At 29.7% G+C, this 24889-nt stretch carries 29 protein-coding genes and 2 tRNA genes; 19 read left to right on the forward strand and 12 right to left on the reverse strand.

All coding sequences use genetic code 11. The features are described 5' to 3' along the window. Positions 1-59 precede the first annotated feature (59 nt). The 4 genes from hemA to hemE are packed head-to-tail and all read left to right on the forward strand — an operon-like array spanning position 60 to position 3933. The gene (gene hemA / locus BUA86_RS03510) at positions 60-1307 is read left to right on the forward strand and encodes a glutamyl-tRNA reductase (protein ID WP_072929933.1); all 1248 of its coding nucleotides are present in this window, start codon (positions 60-62) and stop codon (positions 1305-1307) included. A gap of 7 nt (positions 1308-1314) precedes the next feature. Beyond that, positions 1315-2241 (forward strand): hydroxymethylbilane synthase, encoded by a 927-nt coding sequence (gene hemC, locus BUA86_RS03515; RefSeq protein WP_072929935.1) that lies wholly within the window; start codon positions 1315-1317, stop codon positions 2239-2241. Beyond that, positions 2241-2918, forward strand: a complete 678-nt coding sequence (locus tag BUA86_RS03520) for a uroporphyrinogen-III synthase (RefSeq protein ID WP_178300392.1) — start codon at positions 2241-2243, stop codon at positions 2916-2918. The genes hemC and BUA86_RS03520 overlap by 1 nt, the downstream gene beginning before the upstream one ends. Beyond that, positions 2905-3933 carry a uroporphyrinogen decarboxylase gene (gene hemE, locus BUA86_RS03525; RefSeq protein WP_072929939.1) on the forward strand — a complete coding sequence of 343 codons (1029 nt, stop codon included), beginning with the start codon at positions 2905-2907 and terminating at the stop codon, positions 3931-3933. The genes BUA86_RS03520 and hemE overlap by 14 nt, the downstream gene beginning before the upstream one ends. Before the next feature lie 101 nt (positions 3934-4034). On the opposite strand, the gene BUA86_RS16195 is transcribed toward hemE, so the two are convergent. Continuing rightward, on the reverse strand, positions 4035-4532 hold the full coding sequence (locus BUA86_RS16195) for an SHOCT domain-containing protein (protein WP_072929941.1): 498 nt from the start codon (positions 4530-4532) through the stop codon (positions 4035-4037). A 142-nt stretch (positions 4533-4674) separates the two neighbouring features. Here BUA86_RS16195 and BUA86_RS03535 point away from each other — a divergent pair, with 142 nt between their 5' ends. The 3 genes from BUA86_RS03535 (at position 4675) to BUA86_RS03545 (ending at position 6740) form a co-directional block, all read left to right on the forward strand. Then, positions 4675-5082, forward strand: a complete 408-nt coding sequence (locus BUA86_RS03535) for a VOC family protein (protein ID WP_072929943.1) — start codon at positions 4675-4677, stop codon at positions 5080-5082. A 68-nt stretch (positions 5083-5150) separates the two neighbouring features. Beyond that, complete coding sequence (locus tag BUA86_RS03540) at positions 5151-5846, forward strand: class I SAM-dependent methyltransferase (protein ID WP_072929944.1); 696 nt, start codon at positions 5151-5153, stop codon at positions 5844-5846. Between the two features lie 114 nt (positions 5847-5960). After that, positions 5961-6740 (forward strand): superoxide dismutase, encoded by a 780-nt coding sequence (locus tag BUA86_RS03545; RefSeq protein ID WP_229731928.1) that lies wholly within the window; start codon positions 5961-5963, stop codon positions 6738-6740. 62 nt (positions 6741-6802) lie between these two features. Here the strand turns inward: BUA86_RS03545 and BUA86_RS03550 are convergent, their stop codons facing one another. The 10 genes from BUA86_RS03550 to BUA86_RS03595 all read right to left on the reverse strand — a co-directional run bounded on the left by BUA86_RS03550 (position 6803) and on the right by BUA86_RS03595 (position 14391). Beyond that, entirely contained in the window at positions 6803-7126 is a 324-nt protein-coding gene (locus BUA86_RS03550) for a T9SS type A sorting domain-containing protein (protein ID WP_072929947.1), read from the reverse strand. A 112-nt stretch (positions 7127-7238) separates the two neighbouring features. Beyond that, a complete protein-coding gene (gene tsf / locus BUA86_RS03555; protein ID WP_072929949.1) occupies positions 7239-8063 on the reverse strand; it encodes a translation elongation factor Ts in 825 nt (274 codons plus the stop codon). Between the two features lie 114 nt (positions 8064-8177). Next, the gene (gene rpsB, locus BUA86_RS03560) at positions 8178-8924 is read right to left on the reverse strand and encodes a 30S ribosomal protein S2 (RefSeq protein ID WP_072929950.1); all 747 of its coding nucleotides are present in this window, start codon (positions 8922-8924) and stop codon (positions 8178-8180) included. Positions 8925-9048: 124 nt separating this feature from the next. Then, positions 9049-9435: a 30S ribosomal protein S9 gene (gene rpsI / locus BUA86_RS03565; protein ID WP_072929952.1), complete on the reverse strand. Its 387-nt coding sequence runs from the start codon at positions 9433-9435 to the stop codon at positions 9049-9051. A gap of 9 nt (positions 9436-9444) precedes the next feature. Beyond that, a complete protein-coding gene (gene rplM / locus BUA86_RS03570) occupies positions 9445-9900 on the reverse strand; it encodes a 50S ribosomal protein L13 (RefSeq protein WP_019975767.1) in 456 nt (151 codons plus the stop codon). A 176-nt stretch (positions 9901-10076) separates the two neighbouring features. Beyond that, the gene (locus BUA86_RS03575; RefSeq protein ID WP_072929953.1) at positions 10077-10937 is read right to left on the reverse strand and encodes a fumarylacetoacetate hydrolase family protein; all 861 of its coding nucleotides are present in this window, start codon (positions 10935-10937) and stop codon (positions 10077-10079) included. A 113-nt stretch (positions 10938-11050) separates the two neighbouring features. Next, positions 11051-12190 carry an acyl-CoA dehydrogenase family protein gene (locus BUA86_RS03580; RefSeq protein WP_072929955.1) on the reverse strand — a complete coding sequence of 380 codons (1140 nt, stop codon included), beginning with the start codon at positions 12188-12190 and terminating at the stop codon, positions 11051-11053. A gap of 41 nt (positions 12191-12231) precedes the next feature. Further along, positions 12232-13035 (reverse strand): type IX secretion/gliding motility protein PorT/SprT, encoded by an 804-nt coding sequence (gene porT / locus BUA86_RS03585; RefSeq protein WP_072929957.1) that lies wholly within the window; start codon positions 13033-13035, stop codon positions 12232-12234. Between the two features lie 26 nt (positions 13036-13061). Then, on the reverse strand, positions 13062-13802 hold the full coding sequence (gene ubiE, locus BUA86_RS03590; RefSeq protein WP_072929959.1) for a bifunctional demethylmenaquinone methyltransferase/2-methoxy-6-polyprenyl-1,4-benzoquinol methylase UbiE: 741 nt from the start codon (positions 13800-13802) through the stop codon (positions 13062-13064). Positions 13803-13827: 25 nt separating this feature from the next. Further along, entirely contained in the window at positions 13828-14391 is a 564-nt protein-coding gene (locus tag BUA86_RS03595) for a hypothetical protein (protein WP_072929960.1), read from the reverse strand. A 122-nt stretch (positions 14392-14513) separates the two neighbouring features. Here BUA86_RS03595 and BUA86_RS03600 point away from each other — a divergent pair, with 122 nt between their 5' ends. After that, positions 14514-15590 carry a 3-oxoacyl-ACP synthase III family protein gene (locus tag BUA86_RS03600; RefSeq protein WP_072929962.1) on the forward strand — a complete coding sequence of 359 codons (1077 nt, stop codon included), beginning with the start codon at positions 14514-14516 and terminating at the stop codon, positions 15588-15590. Between the two features lie 6 nt (positions 15591-15596). Further along, on the forward strand, positions 15597-16655 hold the full coding sequence (gene aroC / locus BUA86_RS03605) for a chorismate synthase (protein ID WP_072929964.1): 1059 nt from the start codon (positions 15597-15599) through the stop codon (positions 16653-16655). Positions 16656-17206: 551 nt separating this feature from the next. Here the strand turns inward: aroC and BUA86_RS03610 are convergent. Continuing rightward, on the reverse strand, positions 17207-17953 hold the full coding sequence (locus BUA86_RS03610) for a tetratricopeptide repeat protein (protein ID WP_072929966.1): 747 nt from the start codon (positions 17951-17953) through the stop codon (positions 17207-17209). Positions 17954-18031: 78 nt separating this feature from the next. Between BUA86_RS03610 and mce the strand changes: the two genes are divergently transcribed. The 10 genes from mce (at position 18032) to BUA86_RS03660 (ending at position 24827) form a co-directional block, all read left to right on the forward strand. Beyond that, positions 18032-18430, forward strand: a complete 399-nt coding sequence (gene mce / locus BUA86_RS03615) for a methylmalonyl-CoA epimerase (RefSeq protein ID WP_072929968.1) — start codon at positions 18032-18034, stop codon at positions 18428-18430. Positions 18431-18507: 77 nt separating this feature from the next. Continuing rightward, a tRNA-Ile gene (locus BUA86_RS03620) sits at positions 18508-18581 on the forward strand. 30 nt (positions 18582-18611) lie between these two features. Continuing rightward, positions 18612-18685 (forward strand) — tRNA-Ile (locus tag BUA86_RS03625). A 164-nt stretch (positions 18686-18849) separates the two neighbouring features. After that, the gene (locus BUA86_RS03630) at positions 18850-19539 is read left to right on the forward strand and encodes a hypothetical protein (RefSeq protein WP_072929970.1); all 690 of its coding nucleotides are present in this window, start codon (positions 18850-18852) and stop codon (positions 19537-19539) included. Between the two features lie 74 nt (positions 19540-19613). Further along, complete coding sequence (locus BUA86_RS03635; protein WP_072929972.1) at positions 19614-19913, forward strand: helix-turn-helix transcriptional regulator; 300 nt, start codon at positions 19614-19616, stop codon at positions 19911-19913. Positions 19914-20007: 94 nt separating this feature from the next. Further along, positions 20008-21036 (forward strand): AAA family ATPase, encoded by a 1029-nt coding sequence (locus BUA86_RS03640; protein ID WP_072929974.1) that lies wholly within the window; start codon positions 20008-20010, stop codon positions 21034-21036. 211 nt (positions 21037-21247) lie between these two features. Next, positions 21248-22165, forward strand: a complete 918-nt coding sequence (locus BUA86_RS03645) for a DUF6371 domain-containing protein (protein ID WP_072929976.1) — start codon at positions 21248-21250, stop codon at positions 22163-22165. Positions 22166-22347: 182 nt separating this feature from the next. Next, a complete protein-coding gene (locus BUA86_RS03650) occupies positions 22348-23499 on the forward strand; it encodes a hypothetical protein (RefSeq protein WP_072929978.1) in 1152 nt (383 codons plus the stop codon). A 251-nt stretch (positions 23500-23750) separates the two neighbouring features. Further along, entirely contained in the window at positions 23751-24260 is a 510-nt protein-coding gene (locus BUA86_RS03655) for a hypothetical protein (protein ID WP_072929980.1), read from the forward strand. 12 nt (positions 24261-24272) lie between these two features. Then, the gene (locus BUA86_RS03660) at positions 24273-24827 is read left to right on the forward strand and encodes a hypothetical protein (protein ID WP_143147233.1); all 555 of its coding nucleotides are present in this window, start codon (positions 24273-24275) and stop codon (positions 24825-24827) included. Positions 24828-24889 lie beyond the last annotated feature (62 nt).

Here is a 24889-nt window from a genome sequence, read left to right on the forward strand (position 1 = left end):
ATTTTTTAAGTTATTTTAACAATACTTTAGAAACTACTTTTGTATCAGTATTTGATAGAATGACAATTAGAAATAATAATAAGGAAGAAAAATTTTACGTGATAGGGATTAGTTATGAAAAAGCTGATGCTATAACACGTGGTAAATTTACATTTTTTCCAGAACAAGTAGAAGCGTTTACAGAAGATTCTAAAGCAGAAGGTTTAGAAAATTTCTTTATTGTTTCGACTTGTAATCGTACTGAATTTTATGGTTTTGCAGAAAACGAAAATCAGATTGTTGAGCAATATTGTAAATTTACAGAAGGTAATGCAGAAGATTTTCGCCAGTTTATGGCTGTAAAAGAAGGAGAAGAAGCGATTAGACATTTATTTCGTGTGTCGTCTGGTTTAGAAAGTCAGATATTAGGAGATTTCGAGATTATTGGTCAGATTAAATTGTGGTTTTCTCGTTTCAAAAAACAAGGCGCTTCAAATGCATTCTTAGAGCGTTTAGTAAATACTGCTATCCAAATTAGTAAGAAAGTAAAAAACGAAACTTTTTTAAGTAACGGTTCTGCTTCAGTTTCTTATTCTGCTGTTAACTTTATTCAAGCAACACAAGGAAATTTAATCAACAAAAATATTTTGTTATACGGACTTGGTAAAATAGGTCGAAATACTTGTGCTAATTTAGTTAAGCATTATCCAAATACAAATATTACATTAATTAACCGTACAAAAGAAAAAGCAGAAGTGCTTGGACTAAAATATGATATTACGGTAAAAGACCATAGCGAATTAAAAGAAGAATTAACAAAAACAGATATTCTTATTGTTGCAACAGGAGCAAGTAATTATACAATTACAGAAGAAATGATTCCTTACGACAAAGAAATGACAATTATTGATATGTCTGTTCCAGAAAATGTTATTCATACTTTAGCATCTAGAGAAGCCATTCAGTTAGTAAACGTAGATGGATTATCTAAAATGGTTGATGATACAATTGCTCAACGTCGTAATGCAATTCCAGAAGCTTTAGCTATTATAGAAGAGCATTCTGCTGAATTTTACGAATGGTTATCTACCAGAGAATTAGTTCCAGCTATTCAATCATTTAAAAATAGATTAGACTTTTTTCAATCTTTTGCATTAAACAATTTGAAAAAAGATAATGTAAATATCGATGAAAATGAAACAGTTTTAACAGAAAAAGTAATTCAGAAAATTACAAATCAATTTGCATCTTATTTAATAGAAAATAAAGAGAATGCAGATGAGACGATTCTGTTAATGGAAAAAATGTTTCGTTTAAAACAAGCTTAATACAATCATGAAAACAATAAAAATTGGTACACGTCAAAGCCCATTAGCGCTATGGCAAGCCAATAAAATTGCTTCAGTTTTAGAAGCAAAAGGTCACTCGACGGAAATTGTTCCAATTACTTCGGAAGGAGATGAGAATTTAAAACAACCCATTTATTCTTTAGGATTAACAGGTGTTTTTACTCGTTCATTAGATATTGCTTTATTAAATGATAAAGTAGATATAGCTGTTCATTCTTTAAAAGATGTTCCGACTGTTTTACCAGAATCTTTAGAGTTAATTGCTTATCCGGAACGCGCAAGTTCTGCGGATATTTTAGTATATAAATCCGAAGAAATCTTTCAAAAAGAACACCGCACTATAGCAACCGGATCTTTACGTAGAAAAGCATTTTGGAATTATAAATACCCAAACGATACAATTGTAGATTTAAGAGGTAATGTACAATTACGATTAAAAAAATTACAAGATAACCAAGATTGGGATGGAGCTATTTTTGCTTTTGCAGGATTAGATCGTTCAGAGATTTTGGATGAATTAAAGGATAAAGGTCTTCATTATAAAGTTATTGATTGGATGATTGCTGCGCCTTCTCAAGGAATTTTAGGAATTGTAGCAAAAGAAGGATTTAACTTAAATGATATCAATAATCCAGAATGTGAATTATTTGCAACAGTAGAACGTCAATTTCTAAATGTATTAGAAGGAGGTTGTACTGCGCCTATTGGAGCATTAGTTGAGAAAATAGATGAAGAAAATTATTCTTTTAAAGGAGCAATTTTATCTATTGATGGACAAGAGATGATTAGCATAGAAAGACAATTCAAAGCAAATGAATACGAAACAAAAGGTCGTGAATTTGCAGAAGAATGTATTGCACAAGGTGCAGGAAAAATGATTGAAGAAATCAAAAAACAAATAGGATCAAAATAGTGATTACTAATATTTTATTTACCAGATTGATTACTTCTGAAATTATACAAAAACATTTCGGAAATAATGTTGAGGTTGCTTGTAGACCCACATTAAAATTAGATTATATTTCGGTAGATGAAATAAATAAAAATATAGATCACGCTATTGAACAATATATTGTTACAAGTCAAAATACAGTAAATGCCATTCGAGATTTGGACTTGAATGGTCATTTTTTTGTTGTAGGGCATAAAACAGCACTACAATTAAAAGCACAAAATAGAAATGTAGTACTTGTTGAAAATTACGCAGAAGATTTAGCTAAGAAGATAATTGAGGGAGATTATCAAACAAAATGGAATTTTTTGTGTGGATCTTCTCGAAGAGATTTGTTGATTAATGAATTAAGTAAAGCGAATCATGAAGTAAATGAAGTAATTACTTACTGCTCGGAACAAATTAATTATAAATTAGATAATATTTATGATGCGTATGTTTTTTTTAGCCCACTTTCTTTTAAAGCTTTTAACCAAGAAAATGATATTCCAGAAAGTTCTTGTATTTTTACAATTGGAAATACAACAACTTCCGCAATAAAAGAAGTTTATCCAAACCATAAGATTATAACGGCAACCATTCCATTGTTGGAGGAAGTTGTAGAAAACATAAAAAAATACATTGATGATAAAGAATGATTTGCTTTTAAAAGCATTGAGAGGAGAAGAAGTAGAACGTCCGCCAGTTTGGATGATGCGCCAAGCAGGTAGATATTTACCAGAATTTATCGAATTAAGAGATAAATACGATTTCTTTACACGTTGTCAAACACCAGAATTAGCAGCAGAAATAACTATTCAGCCAATTCGTCGTTTTCCATTAGATGCAGCAATTATCTTTTCAGATATTTTGGTTGTACCACAAGCAATGAGAATGAATTTCGAAATGAAACCAGGTGTTGGTCCTTGGTTAGAAAATCCTATTCGTACAGCACAAGATGTAGAAAAAGTTTACATTCCAGATGTTGAAGAAGAATTAGGTTATGTATATGCAGCAATGGATATTACAAAGAAAGAATTAGATAATAATATTCCATTGATTGGTTTTGCTGGCTCTCCTTGGACATTATTATGTTATGCTGTAGAAGGACAAGGATCTAAATCATTTGATAAAGCAAAAGGTTTTTGTTTCCAAAATCCAGTAGCAGCACATCAATTATTAGAAAAAATAACACAAACTACCATTCAATATTTATTGAAGAAAGTAGAACATGGAGCGAATGTTATTCAAATTTTTGATTCTTGGGGAGGTATGTTATCACCAAAAGATTACGATGAATTTTCTTGGAAATACATAGAGCAAATTGTAAACGAAGTTTCTAAAGTAGTTCCTGTAACTGTTTTTGCAAAAGGGTGTTGGTTTGCTTTAGAAAAAATGGCAGATTCTAAAGCTTCAGCTTTAGGAGTAGATTGGACAATTACACCACAGCTAGCAAGAGAGTTTACAGGATTTAAGAAAACATTACAAGGAAACTTTGATCCTTCTCGTTTATTATCTCCACCAGAAACTATTCAGCAAATGGTAAAAGAAATGATAGACGATTTCGGACCATATAAGTATATAGCAAACTTAGGACATGGAATTTTACCAAACGTTCCTGTAGAAAACGCACAAGCTTTTATAGAGGCCGTTGTAAACTACAAGAGAGCTTAATAATTCTTAAAAATTATAAAAAAATCTGGAAAAATTATTTTCCAGATTTTTTTTTTTTGAATATATTTTTATGATCTAAAAAGAAAAATATATGTGTAAAATTAGCTATTTAGAAGTTTTTGTTTCTCAACTTGAAACTCTTCTTCGGTAATAATACCTAAACTTTTTAGTTCACCTAATTTTTTTAATTCATCCATTTTACTAATTGGATTGACAGGGGTATTTTGAGATTTCTTGAATTCAGATATTTTTTGCATTAAGAGTTTGAAAATGCTATCTGTCTCTTCTCCAACTTTTTTTGTAAATGCTCTAAGAATAATAGTATTCTGATCTTTCATGCTATTAGAAGAAGAAGCAAAAAGACCAACAGTAGCATTACTTTCAGTAGTTCCTTCAATAATTATTTTAAAATAACCGTTTGCAATGAATGTAGGCTTTTTATATTCTATTGTTACAATATCGCTGTAAAAATAGCGTCTATTTCCAGAATATCCTCCTTGTGAAATGAAGCCTCCAAAAGTATCTTTAGATAACTCTATATAATCATCGTATACTAATATTTTACCATTTTGACCTTTGAATTGGGTAATTAAATTCATTATTTTCTATTAGTTTTAAAAATCCTAATATATAAAATGTTTTTCTCATATTGTATGTAGTCTAAATTATCTTTTTAATAATAAATAATTTTATTTTAATTGTTTATTTCATTAACTTAGAATAAGTTAAACACACAAAAAAATGACAAGACAAGTTTTTATTAATTTAGCAGTAAAAGATTTACAAAAATCTATGGATTTTTATACTGTATTGGGGTTTACAAATAATCCTCAATTTTCTGATGATACATCAAAATGTATGGTTTGGAGCGACACTATTTTCGTCATGATAATGACACACGAAAAGTTCTCTACTTTTGCAACTAAACCAATAGCTGATACGAAGTCGGCAGTTGCAGGACTTTTTTCATTATCTGTTAGCAGTTTGGATGAAGTAAATAAAATTGTTTCTAATGGGCTAGAAGTAGGAGGAACAGAGCCGCACGAAATAAGAGATTATGGCTTTATGCAACAACGTACAATTGAAGATTATGACGGACATACGTGGGAAATTTTCTTTATGGATGTTTCTAAAATTCCTACCGAATAACGAAAAAAGATAATCAATAGGATAAGTTTTGCTATATTTCCATTTAATCTAACCTATAATTTAAATAAATGGATATATACGAGCCAGAGTTTGTAAAAAGACTCTTTAATCAGATGTCAAGTTCTTATGAACGAATGAATTTTATTACATCTTTTGGTTTTTCTATTATTTGGAGAAAACAATTTATCAATAAACTTTCAAGTTCTAATTCTGATATTAAAGTAATAGATCTTCTTTCTGGTCTTGGTGAGAACTGGAATTATTTAATTAAAAAATATCCAAATGGAGAATTTACAGCATTAGATTTTTCTGATGAAATGGTAAAAAAGAGTAAATCTAAATCATCAAAAAAATTCAATGTTTTGCAACAAGATGTTTTAAAACATAATCTTCCAGCAAAAGAATTTGATATTGTAACATGTGCTTTTGGATTAAAAACCTTTAATGATGAGCAACTTCATTGTTTAGCAAAAACGGTTCACCATATTTTGAAAGAGAATGGTGAGTTTACTTTTATTGAAATCTCTTCACCTAAGCATAAATTATTACTTTGTTTATATCGTTTATATTTAGGAAGTATTATCCCAATTTTGGGTAAACTATTTTTAGGAAATCCGAATGATTATAGAATGCTATGGACATATACAGAAAACTTTGGAGATAGTGAAAAAGTGAAAGAAATCTTCGAAAATAATAACTTGAATGTTAAGTATGATCGTTATTTCTTTGGATGCGCAACAGGAATATCTGGTCGTAAATTATAAGAATATAAATGCTTTCCCTTTTTTAACAAAACATTTAAACGAATCAATTTTATTATTTACTAAAAACCGTTATTTTAGTAGATAATTAATTATAATTAATCTAATACATAAAACATGATAAAAAAGACAATAACATTAATGTCGGTTTTAGGTTTATTTTTCTTTGCACAATCATGTGAGGATAAAAAGAATACCGAAGCACCAGTAGGAGGAGAAGTTGTAACAACTGATACAGTAAAAACATCAGAAACAGTTGGTAACCCTACAGATGTAAAAGCTGACCCAGGTACATTTCAGATTAAACCATTAAAATATGGTTATGATGAATTGAGTCAATATATCGATGCAAAAACAATGGAAGTTCACTTTTCTAAGCATTATTTAGGATATACAAATAAGCTGAATGCTGCTTTAAAAGAAGCTAATAACAAATCGAATGATATTGTTAGTATCTTGAAAAACTTAGATATGAACAATTCTGCTTTACGTAACAATGCTGGTGGATATTACAATCACATGTTATATTTTGATATCATGTCTCCAAATCCACAGAAAGCACCAACAGGAGAGCTTAAAACTAAAATTGATGCGACTTTTGGTTCTGTAGATGGTTTATTAAAACAATTAGATGAAGCAGGAGCGAAGCGTTTTGGTTCTGGATGGGCTTGGTTAGTTGTAAAAGCTGACGGAACTTTAGCAGTTACAAGTACTGCAAATCAAGATAACCCATTAATGCCAGGAGCAGAAGTTGCTGGGACACCAATTTTAGGAATTGATGTTTGGGAACATGCTTATTATTTAAAATATCAAAATAAGCGTGAAGATTATTTAACTGCTTTCAATAATGTTTTAGATTGGAAACAAGTTGAAGAAAACTTCAAAAAAGTAAAATAAGAATAATATATATAAAAAAAAATGCAGTTCAATTGAACTGCATTTTTTTATATGTTATTTTTTTAATTCTTAATTAAAGATAAAGTTTCTGTAGAACCATCGTTGTTAAAAACACGGACAATGTATTTTCCTTTTTTCAAACTTTGTATGTTGAAATTTAATTTGCTATTTCCTTCATATTTTTTAGACATTACTTCGTTTCCGATTATTGAATAAACAGCAACAGTATTAATTTTAGAAGGTGATTCAAATTTTACTGTAAAAGAAACACTCGCTGGATTAGGATACAAGCTTATAGGAGCTTTATCCTGATCAAATCTCGACTGGGCTGATGCAGTTCCGAGTGTTAAGATAAAAAATGATAAAAAAAGTATAACGTGCTTCATATGGTTTTATTGCAAATTGTTTTACAATATTACAAAATGTATACCAATAAAAAAAGCGATGCTAAAATTTTAGCATCGCTTTAAGATTTTTATATAAAAACGTTATGTTTTATTATAAGCTGTAACGGATAAATCCAGTTACTTTTAAATCAGCATTAACTGCTTTTACTACGTCTTTAACAGAAGTTTTTCCGTCTTTGATTGAAGCTTGGTGAACTAAAGTATTCTCTTTGAAGAATTTTTGTAATTTACCTTGAGCGATGTTTTCAATCATGTTTTCTGGTTTACCTTCAGCAGCTAATTGCTCTTTAGCGATAGCTAATTCAGAATCAATAACAGTTTGAGAAACTTGAGTTTCATCTAAAGCTACAGGATTCATAGCAGCAACTTGCATAGCTACGTCATAAGCAACTTCTTTAGCTCCTTCGTATTCTCCAGATAAAGATACTACAGCAGCAATTCTGTTACCAGCGTGGATGTATCCGTTTAAAGAAAAACCTTCGATAGTTTGGAAGTTAGCGATTTCGATTTTCTCACCGATAACACCAGTTTGTTCGATTAATTTTTCTTCTACAGTAATTCCATTAAAATCAGCTTTTAATAAATCTTCTTTAGAATCGAAGTTTAAAGCTAAGTCAGCAATTTCGTGAGCTAATTGTACGAAAGCTTCATTTTTAGCAACGAAGTCAGTTTCACAACCTAAAGCAACGATGATACCTTTGTTAGCACCAGCATTAACTTTTGCGATAACTGCACCTTCAGTAGAATCACGGTCTGCTCTTTTTGCAGCAACTTTTTGTCCTTGTTTACGTAAAACCTCTACAGCTTTGTCGAAATCTCCACCAGCTTCTTCTAAAGCTTTTTTAGAGTCCATCATCCCCGCACCAGTTGCGTTTCTTAATTTACTTACCTCAGCGGCTGTTGCTTTGTAGCTCATAGTAATATTATTTTATGTTTCTTAATATTTTAAATAAAAGTAGCTCATACACCATAAAAATGGTATAGGAGCTACAAGGTATATTATATCGATGAATTGATCATCAAGTTAATGTTAAGCTTCTTTAGTTTCAGCTCCTTCTTCTTTACCCTCTTTTGCTTTTTCTTTTTCTGCTTTACGTGTAGATAAACCAGCTTTGATAGAATCAGCAACTGTTGTTAAGATGATATCGATAGATTTAGAAGCGTCATCATTTGCAGGGATAGCGAAATCTACTTGACGTGGGTCAGTATTTGTATCAACCATTGCAAAAATAGGAATACCTAATTTTTGAGCTTCAGCGATTGCGATGTGCTCACGTACGATATCTACAACAAATACTGCAGAAGGTAAACGAGTCATATCAGCGATAGAACCTAAGTTCTTCTCTAAAGCTAATCTTTGACGATCAACTTGTAATCTTTCTTTTTTAGATAGTGTTTCAAAAGTACCGTCTTTTTTCATACGATCAATTGAATTCATTTTTTTAACTGCTTTACGAATAGTAACAAAGTTTGTTAACATTCCACCAGGCCAACGTTCTGTAATATAAGGCATGTTAATTTCTTCAGCATGCTTAGCTACAACATCTTTTGCTTGTTTTTTAGTCGCTACGAATAAGATTTTACGTCCAGAAGCAGCGATTTTTCCTAAAGCTTCAGATGCTTCATCTAACTTCACTGCAGTTTTGTGAAGGTCGATAATGTGGATTCCGTTTTTCTCCATAAAAATATAAGGAGCCATAGCCGGATTCCATTTTCTTGTTAAATGACCAAAATGCACACCAGCATTTAATAAGTCTTTTACATTTACTTTTGCCATTTTCTTTTTTTTAGTTTACGTTCCGTTTTCTCAACAAGCAACAAATAAGCGGTTGAATATCTCTAGCCTTATTTGTTTAGATGCTAAACCAACGGAAAATGGATTTTTTAATAATTTGAATAAATTAACGTTTAGAGAATTGGAATTTCTTACGCGCTTTCTTTTGACCGAATTTTTTACGTTCAACCATACGTGGGTCACGTGTTAATAACCCTTCTGGTTTTAATTGTAAACGAAAATCTGCGTCAATTTCACATAAAGCTCTAGAAATTGCTAAACGAATTGCTTCAGCTTGACCAGTGATTCCACCACCAAATACTTTGATATCTACGTTGTATTTCTCAGTTGTACCAGTGATTAAAAATGGTTGTTCTACTTTGTATTGTAATACTGCTGTAGGGAAGTAGTTTGCTAACTCGCGTCCGTTAATGAAGATTTCTCCATTACCTTCTTGTAAATAAACACGAGCAACAGATGTTTTTCTACGTCCGATTTTATGAACTATTGCCATGGAATAAGATTATAAATATTCGTTAATATCGATTTGTTTTGGTTGTTGAGCTTCGTGATTATGCTCAGTACCTACAAATACATGTAAATTAGTCAATAATTTACTACCTAATTTATTTTTAGGTAACATTCCTTTTACTGACTTTTCAATTAGACGTACAGGATCCTTAGCAAAAACTTCTTTTGCAGTTAAAGATCTTTGTCCACCTGGGTAACCTGTGTGACGAATGTATAATTTGTCATCCCACTTGTTTCCTGTTAATTGAATTTTGTCAGCGTTTAAAACAATTACATAATCTCCACAATCTGCATGGGGAGTGAAATTTGTTTTGTGCTTACCTCTGATAAGCTTCGCAACACCTGACGCTAAACGACCTAATGATAAGTCAGTAGCGTCCACAACTACCCATTCTTTCTGAGCAGTTTCTTTGTTGGCTGATGAAGTTTTGTAACTTAACGTGTCCACTATCTTGATTTTTAATATTTTAATAATTTACCGACAATCCGATCGGGGTGCAAATGTACAAAATGATTCCGGTTTCCCAAAAGTTTTTTAGGAAATATTCGTTATTCTGTTCATTTGATCCTTGAAAAGGATTGTAAAATGTCTGCAAAAATAAGAGAATTAATTGATTTAATCAATTAATTCTTTTCAAATGGTAAAATAGTTTGAGTTGTAGAACCTAAACCTTCAATACCATATTCTATAACATCACCTGGTTTTAACCATACTTGTGGTGTTTTTCCCATTCCAGACCCTGCAGGAGATCCAGTAGAAATAATGTCTCCTGGTAAGAATGACATAAATTGAGATAAGTAAGAAACTAATTTTGGAATACGGTTAATAAAATCACTTGTATTACCATCTTGCATTAACTCTCCATTTAATTTTAACCAAATGCGTAAGTTATCTACATCTTTAATTTCTTCTTTTGTTGCAATAAATGGACCTACAGGTGCAAAAGTATCACATCCTTTTCCTTTATCCCAAGTTCCTCCACGTTCTGTTTGGAATGCACGTTCTGTAATATCATTCATTAATGCATATCCATAAACATGGTTCAGTGCTTCTTCTTCAGAAACGTTGTTTGCTTTTTTTCCAATAACGATACATAGTTCAGTTTCCCAATCCATTTTTGTAGCCGTTTTTGGTTGCATAATTCCATCTTCTGGACCATTAAAAGATTGATTAGCTTTGATGAACATAATAGGTTCAGATTGTTGTTGTAAACCTGTTTCTTTTACGTGATCATCATAGTTTAATCCAACACAAACAATTTTTCCAGGTTGAGCCAAAGGCGCTCCTGTACGTACACCATCTTCTACGATAGGTAAACTATGAATGTTTTGATCGATGTATTGTTGTAATGTTTCGTGTTTTTCTTCGTCTCCAAAAAAATTCTCATCGTAAACTATTCCTGAAGCTGAAACATCATATTTCTTATCATTAATAATTACGCCTGATTTTTCTTGACCTTTTGGTCCAAATCTAAAAATTTTCATTCTGTTTATATTTTTCCGTTGCAAATATACGGTGATTAATTCGTAGGTTTTTCAAATAAAAAAAAGACATCTGTCAGTAACAGATGTCTTATATAGATAAAATAGTATTATTTTTATTTTGAAATCCCTCTAGAAATTACAATTTTTTGTATTTCTGATGTTCCTTCGTAAATCTGAGTGATTTTAGCATCTCTCATCATTCTTTCTACATGGTATTCTCTAACATATCCGTTTCCTCCATGTATTTGTACTGCTTCATTTGCAACTTCATTTGCTGTTTTAGAAGCAAATAATTTTGCCATTGCTCCAGATATAGAAATATCTTTTCCTTCATCTTTTTCTACAGCAGCTTTAAAGCACAACATACGAGAAGCTTCTATATTAGTTGCCATATCAGCTAATTTGAATGCAACAGCTTGATGATTGATAATCTCTGTCTTAAATGCTTTTCTAATTTTAGCATAGTTTAAAGCTAATTCATAAGCTCCTTGTGCTATACCTAATGCTTGAGAAGCAATACCAATTCTTCCACCGTTTAAAACATTCATTGCGAAAGTGAATCCAAATCCATCTTCTCCAATTCTATTTTCTTTCGGAACTTTTACATCATTAAAAAATAAAGAATGTGTATCAGAACCTCTAATACCCATTTTTTGCTCTTTAGGACCAATTTCAAAACCAGCTAATCCTTTTTCAACGATAAAAGCATTAATTCCTTTGTGTCCTTTTTCTACATCTGTTTGTGCAATTACAATATATGTAGAAGCAGTTCCACCATTTGTAATCCAGTTTTTTGTACCATTTAATAAGTAATAATCTCCCTTATCAATTGCAGTAGTTTTCTGAGATGTAGCATCAGATCCAGCATCTGGTTCAGATAAACAGAAAGCACCAATCACTTCTCCAGAAGCTAATGGAACTAAATATTTTTGTTTTTGCTCTTCTGAACAATATTTTTCTAATCCAGCACAAACTAAAGAGTTATTTACGGACATTACAACAGCTGCAGAAGCATCTACTTTAGCGATTTCTTCCATAGCAATTACGTAAGAAACACTATCTAAACCAGAACCTCCATATTTTGGATCTACCATCATTCCTAAAAATCCTAACTCTCCCATTTTTTTAACTGCATCGGTTGGGAATGTAGAAGTTTCATCGCGTTCTATAACGCCTGACAGTAATTCTGATTTAGCAAAATCACGTGCTGCTTGCTGAATCATTAATTGTTCATCTGAAAATTGAAAATTCATGTAATAATAATTTTGTGGTTTTTTATTTTATGACAGACAAATTACTCAAATTTTAATGAGAAAACAAAAGCTCTTGTAGAAATAGAATTTAAACTTCCTGCCCAATACAAATCTGTTGTTGGTTTATCAGGGACTAACTCGTTGTTAAAGAAGAACATTCCTTTGATTGCTGGAGTTAATTTGAATCGTTTAAAATAGATCTCTATTCCAAATTCTGCTTGCCAGTTAAAATTACTAGCAGTTGTTCTAAAAACATTTGCACCATTATCATCTTCTTTCTTTTCATTAGACTGTAAATTCATTACATATCCAATACCTCCTTGAATGTATGGACGTGTATTGAACCATCTATTTCCATGGAAATTTAATAACAATGGAATCTCAACATAAGTTGATTTTACTTCACGTTTAACATTTGTATCTTCTAAATATTCTTCGAAAGTTGGATCTGGTGAGCTTCCAGAATAAGGCGCATTACGAAAATATAATGTACGTTGAGCAAAATGTATTCCTGGTTCAGTTTTTAAATCAATATTATCATTTACACGCATTCTAGCCATTAAACCAACAGAAAATCCTCCCTTAGATTCTTGATCTAAGTAGACTAAACCATGCTCATTAACACCATCATCATCTGGAGTTTGTGGAGCACCCGGTAAAGGATTGTTTTGTGCTTTAGGTACAACTTTATAACTCATCATATTTGTTCCTAAGAAGTATCCAAAACTAAACTTTTTCTCGTCTGTTTCTGTTCTGTTTTCGCTTCTATCGTAATTTGGGCGGAACTGAGCATTTGCAAAACTTGCAACAGTTAATGTGAATGCGATAATAAGATTTTTTCTCATAGTTTCTCAACGAATAACAAGCGATTTTATTTTATACTTTTATAAATGCTTGCTATTCCAAAAGTAAGTTTTTTATCAATTGGTTGAGTGAAATTTACTTTTTTTAGGATGTTTTTCATCTCTTCACCATGTGGGAAAGCTCTTACAGAATCTGGTAAATATGTGTATGCACTCTGATCTTTTGAAACTAATTTTCCAATTGCTGGTAAAATATTTTTAGAATAAAATGTATACAATTGTTTCATTGGGAAAGCAGTCGGATAAGAAAATTCTAAAATAATAAAAGTTCCTCCTGGTTTTAATACACGATTAATTTCTGCTAATCCTTTTTCTAAATTCTCGAAATTACGAACACCAAAAGAAACAGTAACACAATCAAAAGTTTGATCTGCAAAAGGAAGATTTTCTGAATCTCCTTGTACCATATCTATGCGGTTCTCTAAATTAGCTTCTTTTACTTTCTTACGACCAACTTCTAACATTCCGTTAGATAAGTCTAATCCAGTAATTTTTGCTGAAGTATTTTTACCCATCATAATAGCTAAATCTCCTGTTCCTGTTGCAATATCTAATATTGTTTCAGCTTTAGAAGCTTTTACCATTTTAATAACGTCTTTTCTCCATTGTATATCAATCCCCATTGATAAAACGCGGTTTAATAAATCGTACTTTGGAGAAATATTGTCGAACATTTGTTCAACTTGTTTCTTTTTATTTAAATCTGATGAATCGTAAGGTGTTACGGTATCGTGTTGATGATTTGCCATTCTGTAAAGTTATAAAATCTAAATTCTATTCGTAGTTTTCGAAATAAAATTGTTTAAAATCCTCTTTGTTAAAAATCTTTGATAAATCTGTATTCTTATCACTACTTGAGCTTTTAATAAACATTTTAGGATAATCTTGATCTAAATTGTAATAAAAGTTTTCGATGTATAATTGAGAAGATTTTTCTATAATTCCATGATAAACCTTGTTATCAATTGCTAAATTATTTGATAAAAAGATAGAATCTTTATTTTTTCTAATACCATAAGGACGTGTAAACGTATAATATTCTTGTCCTGTAGGGTTTATCATTCCATTTGATCTCGTAATGTCTACAACTGTATCAACATTCTTATTATTAAAGTTGTAAGAGATTTTTGTTTTACCCTTTGCTAAATCTATACGAGCATGTTGTTGAGGCGCAATTGTATAATCTTTATCATTAATTTTTACAACAAGTGTTTTGTTAGATGGATTATCAATTACAAAACCATCATCTTTGTTCAAAAATAGATTATAAATCATAAATATTAAACCTGCTAATGCACAGATAATTAATAGACCAATTAATGAAGGATTTTTTTTCATGGCGCTAAATTAATTATACTTTATCAATTTCGGTATGAGTTATTACATTTTTTTATTTACTATTTTAATGAAATGTGTAACTTTGTCGACTATTATTTTTATTAAAGCTGAACAATATTAATATGATAAATTCTGTAATTACAGGTTCTGGTCATTACCTACCAAATAAAATTGTTACTAATGAACATTTTATAAATCACGAATTTTTTGATGATAATGGAAATCGTCTCGAAAAAACTGGTGAAGAGATTATTCAGAAATTTGAAGAAATTACAGAAATTAGAGAGAGAAGATATGTAGAAGATGATTTATTAAATTCTGATATAGCTACTGAAGCCGCAAAAATTGCAATTGAAAAAGCAGGTATTAATCCAGAAGAGTTAGATTATATTATCTCGGCTCATAATTTTGGAGACATAGACCCTGTTGGTCGTCAGGTAGATATTATGCCTTCTATTTCTGCGAAGATTAAACATAACTTAGGAATTAACAACTTAAAATGTAAACCATACGATATGACGTTTGGTTGTCCTGGTTGGATAGAATCTTTAATCTTAGCACATCAATTTATTCAAAGTAAAATAGCAAAAAAGATATTGGTTGTTGGTTCCGATACATTATCGCGTGCAGTAGATCCACACGATCGTTCTGCTATGATTTTTGCTGACGGTGCAGGTGCCGTTGTTTTAGAAGCAAAAGAAGATGATGTACAATACGGAATTATTAATCATGCAACATTATCTTATACAGGAGATGAGTTGGCTTATTTAGTAAATGGACGATCTATTAATCCAGATTATGTTGGTTCTGTGAAGAATATTAATATGAAAGGTCGTAAAGTTTACGAATTCGTATTAAAAAATGTTCCACCAGCAATTAAAGAATTATTAGAAGATTCTTCTTTAGATATTACCGATATTAATAAGATATTATTGCACCAAGCCAATGCAAAAATGGATCATGCAATGATACAACGCTTGTATAAATTATATGGTACAACGGCGCCAGAGAACATAGATCCTATGACGGTGCAGTTTTTAGGAAATACATCTGTTGCAACAGTACCTACAATGTTTAATCTTATTCAAGAAAATAGCTTAGCACCACATCAATTTCATCAGAATGATAAAATTATCATGGCTTCTGTTGGAGCAACAATGAATGTGAATGCTGTAATTTACCAATTTCCTAATCAATAAATAAACATGAATACTTTCGGAAGATTATTTAAAATTTCAACATTTGGCGAAAGTCATGGACCATCTTTAGGTGGTGTTATAGATGGAGTGCCAAGTGGAATAGAATTAGATTTTGATTGGATACAAGCTCAATTAGATCGTCGTAAACCAGGACAATCTGCTATTGTAACACAAAGAAAAGAACCAGATACAGTACAATTCCTTTCTGGAATATTCGAAGGAAAAACAACTGGAGCATCAATCGGATTTGTTATTCCGAACGATAATCAAAAGTCACACGATTACGATCATATCAAAGGTGTTTTTCGTCCTTCACATGCCGATTTTACTTACGAAACTAAATATGGTGTTCGCGATTATAAAGGAGGAGGAAGAACTTCTGCTCGCGAAACTGTGAATTGGGTAGTAGGTGGAGCTGTTGCAAAACATATTATTCCTTCTATTAATATCACAGCTTATGTAAGTGGAGTAGGAGAGTTAAAATTATCATCAGATTATTCATCATTAGATTTTTCTAAAATAGAAGAAACTGCAGTTCGTTGTCCAGATATGGATATGGCAGAAAAAATGATAAATAAAATAAAAGATATAAGAAAAGAAGGTGACACTATTGGTGGGGAAGTAACTTGTGTTATACAAAATGTTCCGATCGGTTTAGGAGAACCTATTTTTGATAAATTACATGCACGTTTAGGACAAGCAATGTTATCTATAAATGCAGTAAAAGGTTTTGAATACGGAGAAGGTTTTGCTTCTACATCTATGAAAGGATCTGAAATGAATGATCAGTTTAATCCAGATGGAACAACAAAAACTAATTTCTCTGGCGGAATACAAGGTGGAATATCGAACGGAATGGATATTTATTTTAAAGTAGCTTTTAAACCAGTTGCAACATTAATGCAAGAACAAACAACATTAAATGCTGAAGGTGAAATGGTAGAAATGGTAGGTAAAGGTCGTCACGATCCTTGTGTTGTACCAAGAGCCGTTCCTATTGTAGAAAGTTTAGCTGCAATGGTTTTAGCTGATATGGTGCTATTACAACGAACTAGAACAATTTAGTTTAGAGACAAGATTTAAGACTTTCAGATATAATGTTTTTATGTGTTAAAGTTTAAAAATAAAAAATTTCAAAGCCTGTTTAAATTTATTTAAATGGGCTTTTTTTGTTGCTGGAAGTTAGAAAGCTAGAAGCTAGAAGCTAGAAGCTAGAAATTAGAGTTTAGAGGTTCTGATTCTTGAGTCTTGTCATGTTGAGCCTGTCGAAACATCTTTGATTATTATCACGATTGTCAAGCTGAATTCATTTTGTTTAGTATTTAGAAATTGGAAATTCGAGATTAGTTTTTAAGCAATCTTAAATTTTGTCAGATAGAGTGTTTTTTGAAAAAAAATGTATCGAAATCTTAGACAAAATACTTAATAAACAGTCTTAATTCTCGATACAAAATTCTATCGAATTCCACTCGAATTGACAGTTTATTGTAGATTCCGAATGTCAAGTCTTGTCATGTTGAGCCTGTCGAAACATTTATCAAGAAAAAATGCGTTTCAAATAAACTAAATAATTTATCGTGAAACGCATTTTATATATCAAAATTTATATTAAAAAATTAATTCTCGTATTGTGCAAGTTTTTCAGCAGCTAAGTAAAATTCTGGATTAATTTGTAATGCTTTTTTAAACTCTACGATAGCTTCATCTTTATTACCTAATTTCTCTAAGATAGAACCCTTATTAAAGTACGTTAAGTAATGATTAGGGTTTAACTCGATAGAATGATTAAAATCTGCTAAAGCGTTCTCTAAATCGTTTAAAACAAAGTAAGTGTTTCCTCTGTTGTAATATGACAAGAAATGAGGTTTCATTTCGATCACTTTAGAATAATCCTGAATAGCTTTATCAAACTCTTTTAATTGATCGTAACAAAAAGCACGATTATGGTAACAAGATTCGTAATCTGGATTTATTTCTAATGCCTTATTAAAGTTTTCTATCGCTTCATGGTATTGATTTAAATTCATTAATACATACCCTTTTTGATGATAAGCCACAAAACTATTCGGATCAATTTCGATCACTTTATCAAAGTTTTCTGCAGCTTTTGTAGGATTGTATTGATTAAAATTTGCCATTCCTTTATAAAAATAAAAGTTAGGATTCGTAGAATCTAAATCTATAGCTTTATCAAAATCCTTTATAGCATCAGTATTTTGTTTCATGTAATACTGGCATAATCCACGACCAAAGTATGAATTAGCCACCTCTATTTGGCGTTTAATTGATAATGTGAAACAATCAATCGCTTTTCTATATTGACCTTTGCGGAGATAAACACTCCCATCCTCGTAAAAACTCATAGGTCAATATTACAACAAACTCTTTAATTTTTAAATATAAAAAAAGAGAAAAGTTTATCTTTACTCAAAAGAAAATAAATGAAGATAGAACATATTGGGATAGCTGTAAAAGATTTAGGGATTTCGAATGATTTATTTGAAAAATTATTGGGTAAATCTCCTTATAAAGAAGAGGTGGTAGACACGGAAGGCGTACGTACTTCTTTCTTCGAAATAGGAGAATCTAAGATAGAATTAGTCGGTTCTGAAAAAAAAGATTCAGCAATTGAAAAATTTTTAGAAAAAAATAGGGAAGGAATTCATCATATAGCTTTTGGTGTAGAAAATTTAGAAGTAGAAATTGAACGACTTAAAAATGAGGGATTTATTTTTATAAACGAAACTCCAAAGTTGGGAGCAGACAATAAGCGAATCGTATTTTTACACCCAAAAACTACCAATGGAGTGCTAATAGAGCTATGCGAAGATGTAAAATAATTTTGTAGTTAAAAAAAATAGCTTTAATATTGCATTCGATTTCGGAGGAAAATAACTTTAATTTTACTTAGAAATTTGGTCCTATAACTCAGTTGGTTAGAGTAGCTGACTCATAATCAGCAAGTCCTTGGTTCGAGCCCAAGTGGGACCACAAATTTTGAAATAAGAGATTTATCTCTCCGGTCCTATAACTCAGTTGGTTAGAGTAGCTGACTCATAATCAGCAAGTCCTTGGTTCGAGCCCAAGTGGGACCACTTTATTGAAAATCAGACGTTTACAGTTATGTAAGCGTCTTTTTTTTGACTTCATTTTAATCTATAAGTACAACATTGGTACAACAAATTATCTGATTCAAAGATAGTTATAATTTTCATTTGATTGCATTTTTAGTATATTTATAGAAATAATTAAATACTAAATGATGAAAAATACTTTCTATTTATTACATAACTCAATACAATCAACAGAAATCAGATTACAATTCTTTAATAATATAATCATCACATTTAAGCATTTAATAAAAAATTATATTTATGTTTTAAGTTTTTCTTATCCTTTGATAATTTTTTATTCATTCTATACTAGTTTATCAAGTCTTATTAACATTTATACAGCAATAGCTCTTTCTTCAATTGTTGCTTTTGTTTTTATTATTTTAGTTTCAATTCCGAGCTATTATTTTATAAAAGGTGAAAATCTATTTGATTTTGAAAAAATTATTGAAGAATTAAAAAAGGTAAAACCTAGAAAAAAGAAGTATGAGAAGTTAGATGAAAATCAGGTGGAGAAATTAGATAATTTATTTGGAAAAGAGGCTAATAATTTTTTTAATACAGCTGAGTATAGTTTTGAAACTTTTAAAAGTTTAATAAATAACATTTTAGAAGATGATTTTGAAAATAAAATCTATTTGAATGAAGAAGTGAGTGTTAAAGAATTTGTATCCTTTATTGATGAACTTATATTAATAACGAGGTTTGACTATGTAGATTTATGTAAAATTTTTCAGTTTTATAAGAAAGGTAAATATTTAGATTTAAATTATGGAACAGTGAAAGTTGAACTTTCAAATTTCAGAAAATTAACTAAAAAAATAATTAACCAATGATATAACTAGTTAATTTTTAAAAAGTTTTAGATTCATATCTTAATAATTTTCGGCATAATTCAAACAAATTTATTATGTCAGAAATTAAATTATTACAAGAGCTTCATGAGATGAAGACTCTTATTAAACAAAACTACATTAATGATAAACCGATTCTAACTTCTAAGGAATTGGAGTATTATCTTGGATTTTCATATTCAACCATTTCAAAACTTACTTCATGTAAATTAATACCATTTAGTAAGCCGACTAATGGTGCTCTTTTCTTTTCTAAAGAAAAAATTCATGAATGGATAGATAAACATTCTATTCAGTCTGAAGATGACGCAGAGAAGCTATATCAATCATATAACAAAAAAAGAAAAAGCAAGTAAATCCCCACTTACTTGCTCAATTATTTAAAATTATTATTAATCAATAGATTAAAGCACAAATTTAATGTTTTTTTCTATTAAAAATAAATGTTATATGAATTTAGATATAGAAAAAAATCTTATTCCAATAAATAAATCAGTCTTCAATATTAGGACATTAAATCAATGTATTCAGGATGGAGCAAAACAACCAGATTTAGAATACATCATAGACCGTTTAATTGAAGAAGGTATTGGGGTTTATTTTGCAAAGTCAAATCAAGGTAAAACGACTTTAGGTGTTCAAATGTTAGATGATATAGCTTTAGGAAGAAATTCAATAGCTAATTTAAGGACTAATAAGAGAACATGTTTGTATATCGACTGTGAGATGGATGATAGGCAAATTAAAAATAGATACACAGATAAAGACGGAAATCATAAACAATTTAGTGAAAATTTTTATAGAGCAACTCTTACAATTAACATTCTTGAAAAAGATTTTCTTAAAAATTTAATTCAAAGTATTAAAAGGTCAGTTTTAGAATACAATATAGATTTTTTATTAATAGACAATCTCATGACAATTATTTATGATCTAAATAAACCAAACTTGGTGCTTGAATTTATGTTAGGATTAAAAAAACTTAGAGAAGAAACAACAATTTCTATTTTAATAATCGCACATCCAAGAAAAGAGATTGATCTTAATCAGGAAATGGATCAAAATGATATTTTTGGGAGCAGCTATATAGGTAATTTTCTAGACTATGTAATAGGTATGAGAAGGTCGAGATCAAATCCAAAACAAGTAATTTTACGTTTGTTAAAAACTAGGATGGATGAAAATCATTTTAATAGTGAAAACGTATTAGTCCTAGAACTTCAAAATAAGAATGGAATTCCTGTCTTTGAGTTTATAAAATTTGATTCAGAAACAAATCATTTAAATAATATTGGAACTGATTTTATTAAATCTGATGAAAAAATGGTATCAGAGCTTGATATCATTAAAAAATGCAAAACATTAGGAATTGCTAACACAACAATAGCAAAGATCTTAAGCATAAGTGAAAAAACTGTGAGAAATAAATTAAAACTTCTAGAAATAGATTCTCAACAATTAATGCTAAAATCCGAGTAAATCCGAATTGACTTATTTAAATGTATGTATTAATTATTTATAAATAAGTTAGTTAAGTGTATGTTGTTAACATTCGGATTCGGACACCTCCCTTTTTTAGGTAAAATTAATCAAGTCCGAATCCGAATATTTTAAATATAACTATAAGGTGTTGTAATTGTGTGTTTTAAATAATTTTAATTAGATAGTAAAATCGGATTTACTCGGAATTATGAAAGAAAATTTTAAATATAGCTTAGAAAAATACTCAGGATCTAAATCTCGTTTTATCTGTCCAAATTGTAAAGAGAAAGAATACACGAGATTTATAAACTCTGAAACTAAAGAGTATTTATCTTATGAATTTGGTCGTTGTAATCGAATTATTAAGTGTGGATATTTTAAATCTCCAACTCTGGTAAATAATTTCAATTATCAAAAGAATAATGAATTTATAGAACCTAAAATTGAGTATTTAGATAAAAATGTATTTCAATTTTTTGAAAGTACAAATTTCAAAAATCCACTTTCTATTTTTTTGAAATCATATTTTGATGAAAGTAAAGTAGAAGAAGTTTTGGATTTGTATAAAGTGAAAACTGAAAAAAGAAATGGAGATTATTTGACAATTTTTCCTCAATTAGATTTTGAATTTTATCTGAGAACAATAAAGAAAATGAAATATAATTTTCAAACAGGTAAACGAAGTAAGAATTTTTTTCAATGGTATAATCCTAATAAATCAAATCTTAAACAATGTCTTTTTGGTTTGCATTTATTAAATCATTTTGAATTTAAAAAATCAAAAATTATAATCGTTGAATCAGAAAAGACTGCATTGTTAGGAATGTTATATTTTAAAAATAAGTATCTGTTTTTAGCAACAGGAGGATTGATGAATTTGACAAAAGATAAATTGAAAACTTTAGAAAATCGTGAAATTATTTTGATGCCTGATTTATCACCAATTGATTCTAAAAACTCAGCATTTGATTATTGGAAAACTAAATCTGAGAAATTTTCAAATGAATTAAATTGTTCAATTTCTATCTCAAATTTATTGGAAGAAAAAGCCTCAATTCAGCAAAGAAATTTACAACTTGATCTTGGAGATTTTATAATTGAAGAGTTAAGTAAAAAATCTATTTAGTTTAAAAGAATACATATAACGATATGTATTTAAGTTTTATAAAAGATATTATTTAGACGGTTACGCTTAACTCCTTCTCAAGAAGTTAAGAGCTCATTCGCAACTTTATGTCGTTATCACTTCCATAAAGTTTCTACTTCGCTCTGCGAGGCTATTACAAGAATAATTTAATAAATTAAAAAATGAAAACTTCAATCAACTTCAAATGCGTCAAAGATGATTCGGAAGTTCATAATTTTCGTAAAAAATCTTACGATTATATTCGAAAAGATCTAACCAAAAATAATGAATATTGGTTAGGTGAAAAAATTGCTATTCGTAGAAATAAAATCGAGCAATACTGTAAAGAAAAATCAGGTAGGAAATTACAAAAAAATGCTATGCCTATTCGTGAAGCAGTTGTTGTAATTAAAGAAAAAACAACAATGTTAGATTTGCAGAATTTAGCAAAACGATTAGAAATTGAATTAAAAATTAGAGTTTTTCAAATTGCAATTCATAAAGATGAAGGACATTTTGATAAAGATACTAAAGAATGGAAACCAAACTATCATGCCCATCTAGTAGCAGATTGGCAAGATATAGAAACAGGAAAAACTTTAAAACACAAATCTCTTGATTATGTAAAAATGCAAGATATTACTGCTGAAGTTTTAGGAATGGAACGAGGGGCTTTTGGTGGTAAAAATAGATTAGAAGCACTTGAGTTTAAAATTTCAAAAAAAGAAGAAGAATTAAATCAACTTCAAGAAAAAATTGACTTAATTACTAAAGAATTACAAGGTAAATCTTTAAATGATTTAAAAATAATGAAGAATGATTTATTAGGATTTAAACATAACGATAAAGTAAAAACTCTAGAAAATTATGAAAAAGTTATCAAGTCTTTAAACGTAAAATTAGATTCATTAAATCAAAATTTTAAGAAGAAAAATGAAGAAGTAATTAAATTAAAGGACAATATTTCTTTTATAAATAATGAAAATTCAAACTTAAAAATTAAGAATGCTAAGATTTTAACAGATAAAGATTTTCATGCACAGGAGAAAAATGAGTATTTGAATTCAGTTTTGCAATTATTTATAAACGAAACAAAATATAATAAGTTAAGGGATCCATATAAGGACAGATCTTCTAATGGTATTTTATTAAAAGAAGTCCAACAGATTGCATCTAAAATTATGGAGAAGAATCAAATTCCTGAATCTACAATTGACACATTGTTTTCTAATGAGAAAGTCGTTTCTATTATTTCACAAATACTTAAACCAAATAGTGTTAATAATGAAAGTAATGAAAATCAACAAAAGAGAAGACCTCGTTTTAAAAGGTAAATTATTAATAAACATATTAACTAAAATTTAGTTATTTTTACATCATTAAAATAGTAATTACGTACGCGTAAGCTATCGTCAATTGGTGACAGAAAACCGCGAATTTTCAAAACAACCAAATTTTCGATGGGCTTACGCCCATGTCTATATATGGCGTGGGCTAAGTCTTTCTGGTTGTTGGGTTCTTCGCGGTACCTCTGTCACGAAATGTATTTAGTTCCACGCTACTTTTTTCTAAAAACAATCTAGACATGGAGAATCAATTAACACTACAAGAGAAAAAAAGTATTATTTCTCAATTTTTAAATATTTCCTTTTTTGGAAATATTAATCCACCAGAATTTAAACGATTAAATGAAGTTGAAGTAAAAGAGTTTTCTGATTCTTTTAAATCAGGAATTCTGAATAGAACAGAAGATTTTAAACCATTTATCATAAGTTCAATTTCAGCATATATTTCAAATTTGAATGAAACTGAAAGAAAGAAACTGTATTTGATGATGATATCTACTGGAAATTTTACTGCAGATGCTTTTTTATTCAATGAAAATGATGCTAGCATCGAAGAAATACATATTAGTATTCTTGAAGCAATTGAAAAAAATCAAAATAACTTATTTGTTAATTTATTTTTTTCTCGAATTCTAACTATAAAAGGAGGGATTATAGCTCATAAAAAGCATTATGCTACGAAAGAATGGTACGATTCTGCTATAGAAAATCAGTTGAATGACTATAATGAATTATGTTTTATTAATTAAATATTTGACAAAATGAAAGCAAGATTTACAATATTCATCTTATTCTATATGATTTTAAATTCTTTCTCTTTTGCTCAACAAAAATGCCCTGATTTAGAAAACGAACTTAAATTTCAAAAGGCTAAAAATGAGGAATTATTAAAGGAAAATCGTTATTACAAAGAAACGTTAGATTTATTGAAACCAATTCACTCGGTTAAAATTGATGGTTTACAACTTGATATTACAAGTGTTGTAGGTTCTAAAGCTGATAACACCGTTACAGTAACTTTTATGTATAAAAATATAGAAGTAGAAACTCGAAGCTTTTTCCAATGTGAGCAGGCTTATTTTATAGATCCACAAGGAAATCAAGCTCAGATGTATGAAGTATTTGTGTCATTTAATAATGGAATTCGAGCCGAAAATATCAAACCTAATATCCCAACCAAAGCAACCATCACATTTAAAACAACCGAAACTAACTTCCCAATCATGCGACAATTAAAAATAATCGTTTATCCAAAAGAAGTAATGGCAAAACAAATTGAAGCAATTTTTGAAAATCTAGATGTTGTATGGAAATAGGAAATGTATGAGCCGATTAGTATTTATAATCGGTTCATTTGTTCTAAATAAAATTTTGTTAA

It is taken from the genome of Chishuiella changwenlii (assembly GCF_900142565.1).
GTDB classification, from domain to species: Bacteria; Bacteroidota; Bacteroidia; order Flavobacteriales; family Weeksellaceae; genus Empedobacter; species Empedobacter changwenlii.

What these genes read in the sequence shown, in the direction of transcription:
- hemA (WP_072929933.1), top strand. Translation starts at nt 60, where the DNA reads ATGACAATTAGAAATAATAATAAGGAAGAAAAATTTTACGTGATAGGG.
- hemC (WP_072929935.1), top strand. Translation starts at nt 1,315, where the DNA reads ATGAAAACAATAAAAATTGGTACACGTCAAAGCCCATTAGCGCTATGG.
- hemE (WP_072929939.1), top strand. Translation starts at nt 2,905, where the DNA reads ATGATAAAGAATGATTTGCTTTTAAAAGCATTGAGAGGAGAAGAAGTA.
- BUA86_RS16195 (WP_072929941.1), bottom strand. Translation starts at nt 4,532, where the DNA reads ATGAATTTAATTACCCAATTCAAAGGTCAAAATGGTAAAATATTAGTA.
- BUA86_RS03535 (WP_072929943.1), top strand. Translation starts at nt 4,675, where the DNA reads ATGACAAGACAAGTTTTTATTAATTTAGCAGTAAAAGATTTACAAAAA.
- BUA86_RS03540 (WP_072929944.1), top strand. Translation starts at nt 5,151, where the DNA reads ATGGATATATACGAGCCAGAGTTTGTAAAAAGACTCTTTAATCAGATG.
- BUA86_RS03545 (WP_229731928.1), top strand. Translation starts at nt 5,961, where the DNA reads ATGATAAAAAAGACAATAACATTAATGTCGGTTTTAGGTTTATTTTTC.
- BUA86_RS03550 (WP_072929947.1), bottom strand. Translation starts at nt 7,126, where the DNA reads ATGAAGCACGTTATACTTTTTTTATCATTTTTTATCTTAACACTCGGA.
- tsf (WP_072929949.1), bottom strand. Translation starts at nt 8,063, where the DNA reads ATGAGCTACAAAGCAACAGCCGCTGAGGTAAGTAAATTAAGAAACGCA.
- rpsB (WP_072929950.1), bottom strand. Translation starts at nt 8,924, where the DNA reads ATGGCAAAAGTAAATGTAAAAGACTTATTAAATGCTGGTGTGCATTTT.
- rpsI (WP_072929952.1), bottom strand. Translation starts at nt 9,435, where the DNA reads ATGGCAATAGTTCATAAAATCGGACGTAGAAAAACATCTGTTGCTCGT.
- BUA86_RS03575 (WP_072929953.1), bottom strand. Translation starts at nt 10,937, where the DNA reads ATGAAAATTTTTAGATTTGGACCAAAAGGTCAAGAAAAATCAGGCGTA.
- BUA86_RS03580 (WP_072929955.1), bottom strand. Translation starts at nt 12,190, where the DNA reads ATGAATTTTCAATTTTCAGATGAACAATTAATGATTCAGCAAGCAGCA.
- porT (WP_072929957.1), bottom strand. Translation starts at nt 13,035, where the DNA reads ATGAGAAAAAATCTTATTATCGCATTCACATTAACTGTTGCAAGTTTT.
- ubiE (WP_072929959.1), bottom strand. Translation starts at nt 13,802, where the DNA reads ATGGCAAATCATCAACACGATACCGTAACACCTTACGATTCATCAGAT.
- BUA86_RS03595 (WP_072929960.1), bottom strand. Translation starts at nt 14,391, where the DNA reads ATGAAAAAAAATCCTTCATTAATTGGTCTATTAATTATCTGTGCATTA.
- BUA86_RS03600 (WP_072929962.1), top strand. Translation starts at nt 14,514, where the DNA reads ATGATAAATTCTGTAATTACAGGTTCTGGTCATTACCTACCAAATAAA.
- aroC (WP_072929964.1), top strand. Translation starts at nt 15,597, where the DNA reads ATGAATACTTTCGGAAGATTATTTAAAATTTCAACATTTGGCGAAAGT.
- BUA86_RS03610 (WP_072929966.1), bottom strand. Translation starts at nt 17,953, where the DNA reads ATGAGTTTTTACGAGGATGGGAGTGTTTATCTCCGCAAAGGTCAATAT.
- mce (WP_072929968.1), top strand. Translation starts at nt 18,032, where the DNA reads ATGAAGATAGAACATATTGGGATAGCTGTAAAAGATTTAGGGATTTCG.
- BUA86_RS03630 (WP_072929970.1), top strand. Translation starts at nt 18,850, where the DNA reads ATGATGAAAAATACTTTCTATTTATTACATAACTCAATACAATCAACA.
- BUA86_RS03635 (WP_072929972.1), top strand. Translation starts at nt 19,614, where the DNA reads ATGTCAGAAATTAAATTATTACAAGAGCTTCATGAGATGAAGACTCTT.
- BUA86_RS03640 (WP_072929974.1), top strand. Translation starts at nt 20,008, where the DNA reads ATGAATTTAGATATAGAAAAAAATCTTATTCCAATAAATAAATCAGTC.
- BUA86_RS03645 (WP_072929976.1), top strand. Translation starts at nt 21,248, where the DNA reads ATGAAAGAAAATTTTAAATATAGCTTAGAAAAATACTCAGGATCTAAA.
- BUA86_RS03650 (WP_072929978.1), top strand. Translation starts at nt 22,348, where the DNA reads ATGAAAACTTCAATCAACTTCAAATGCGTCAAAGATGATTCGGAAGTT.
- BUA86_RS03655 (WP_072929980.1), top strand. Translation starts at nt 23,751, where the DNA reads ATGGAGAATCAATTAACACTACAAGAGAAAAAAAGTATTATTTCTCAA.
- BUA86_RS03660 (WP_143147233.1), top strand. Translation starts at nt 24,273, where the DNA reads ATGAAAGCAAGATTTACAATATTCATCTTATTCTATATGATTTTAAAT.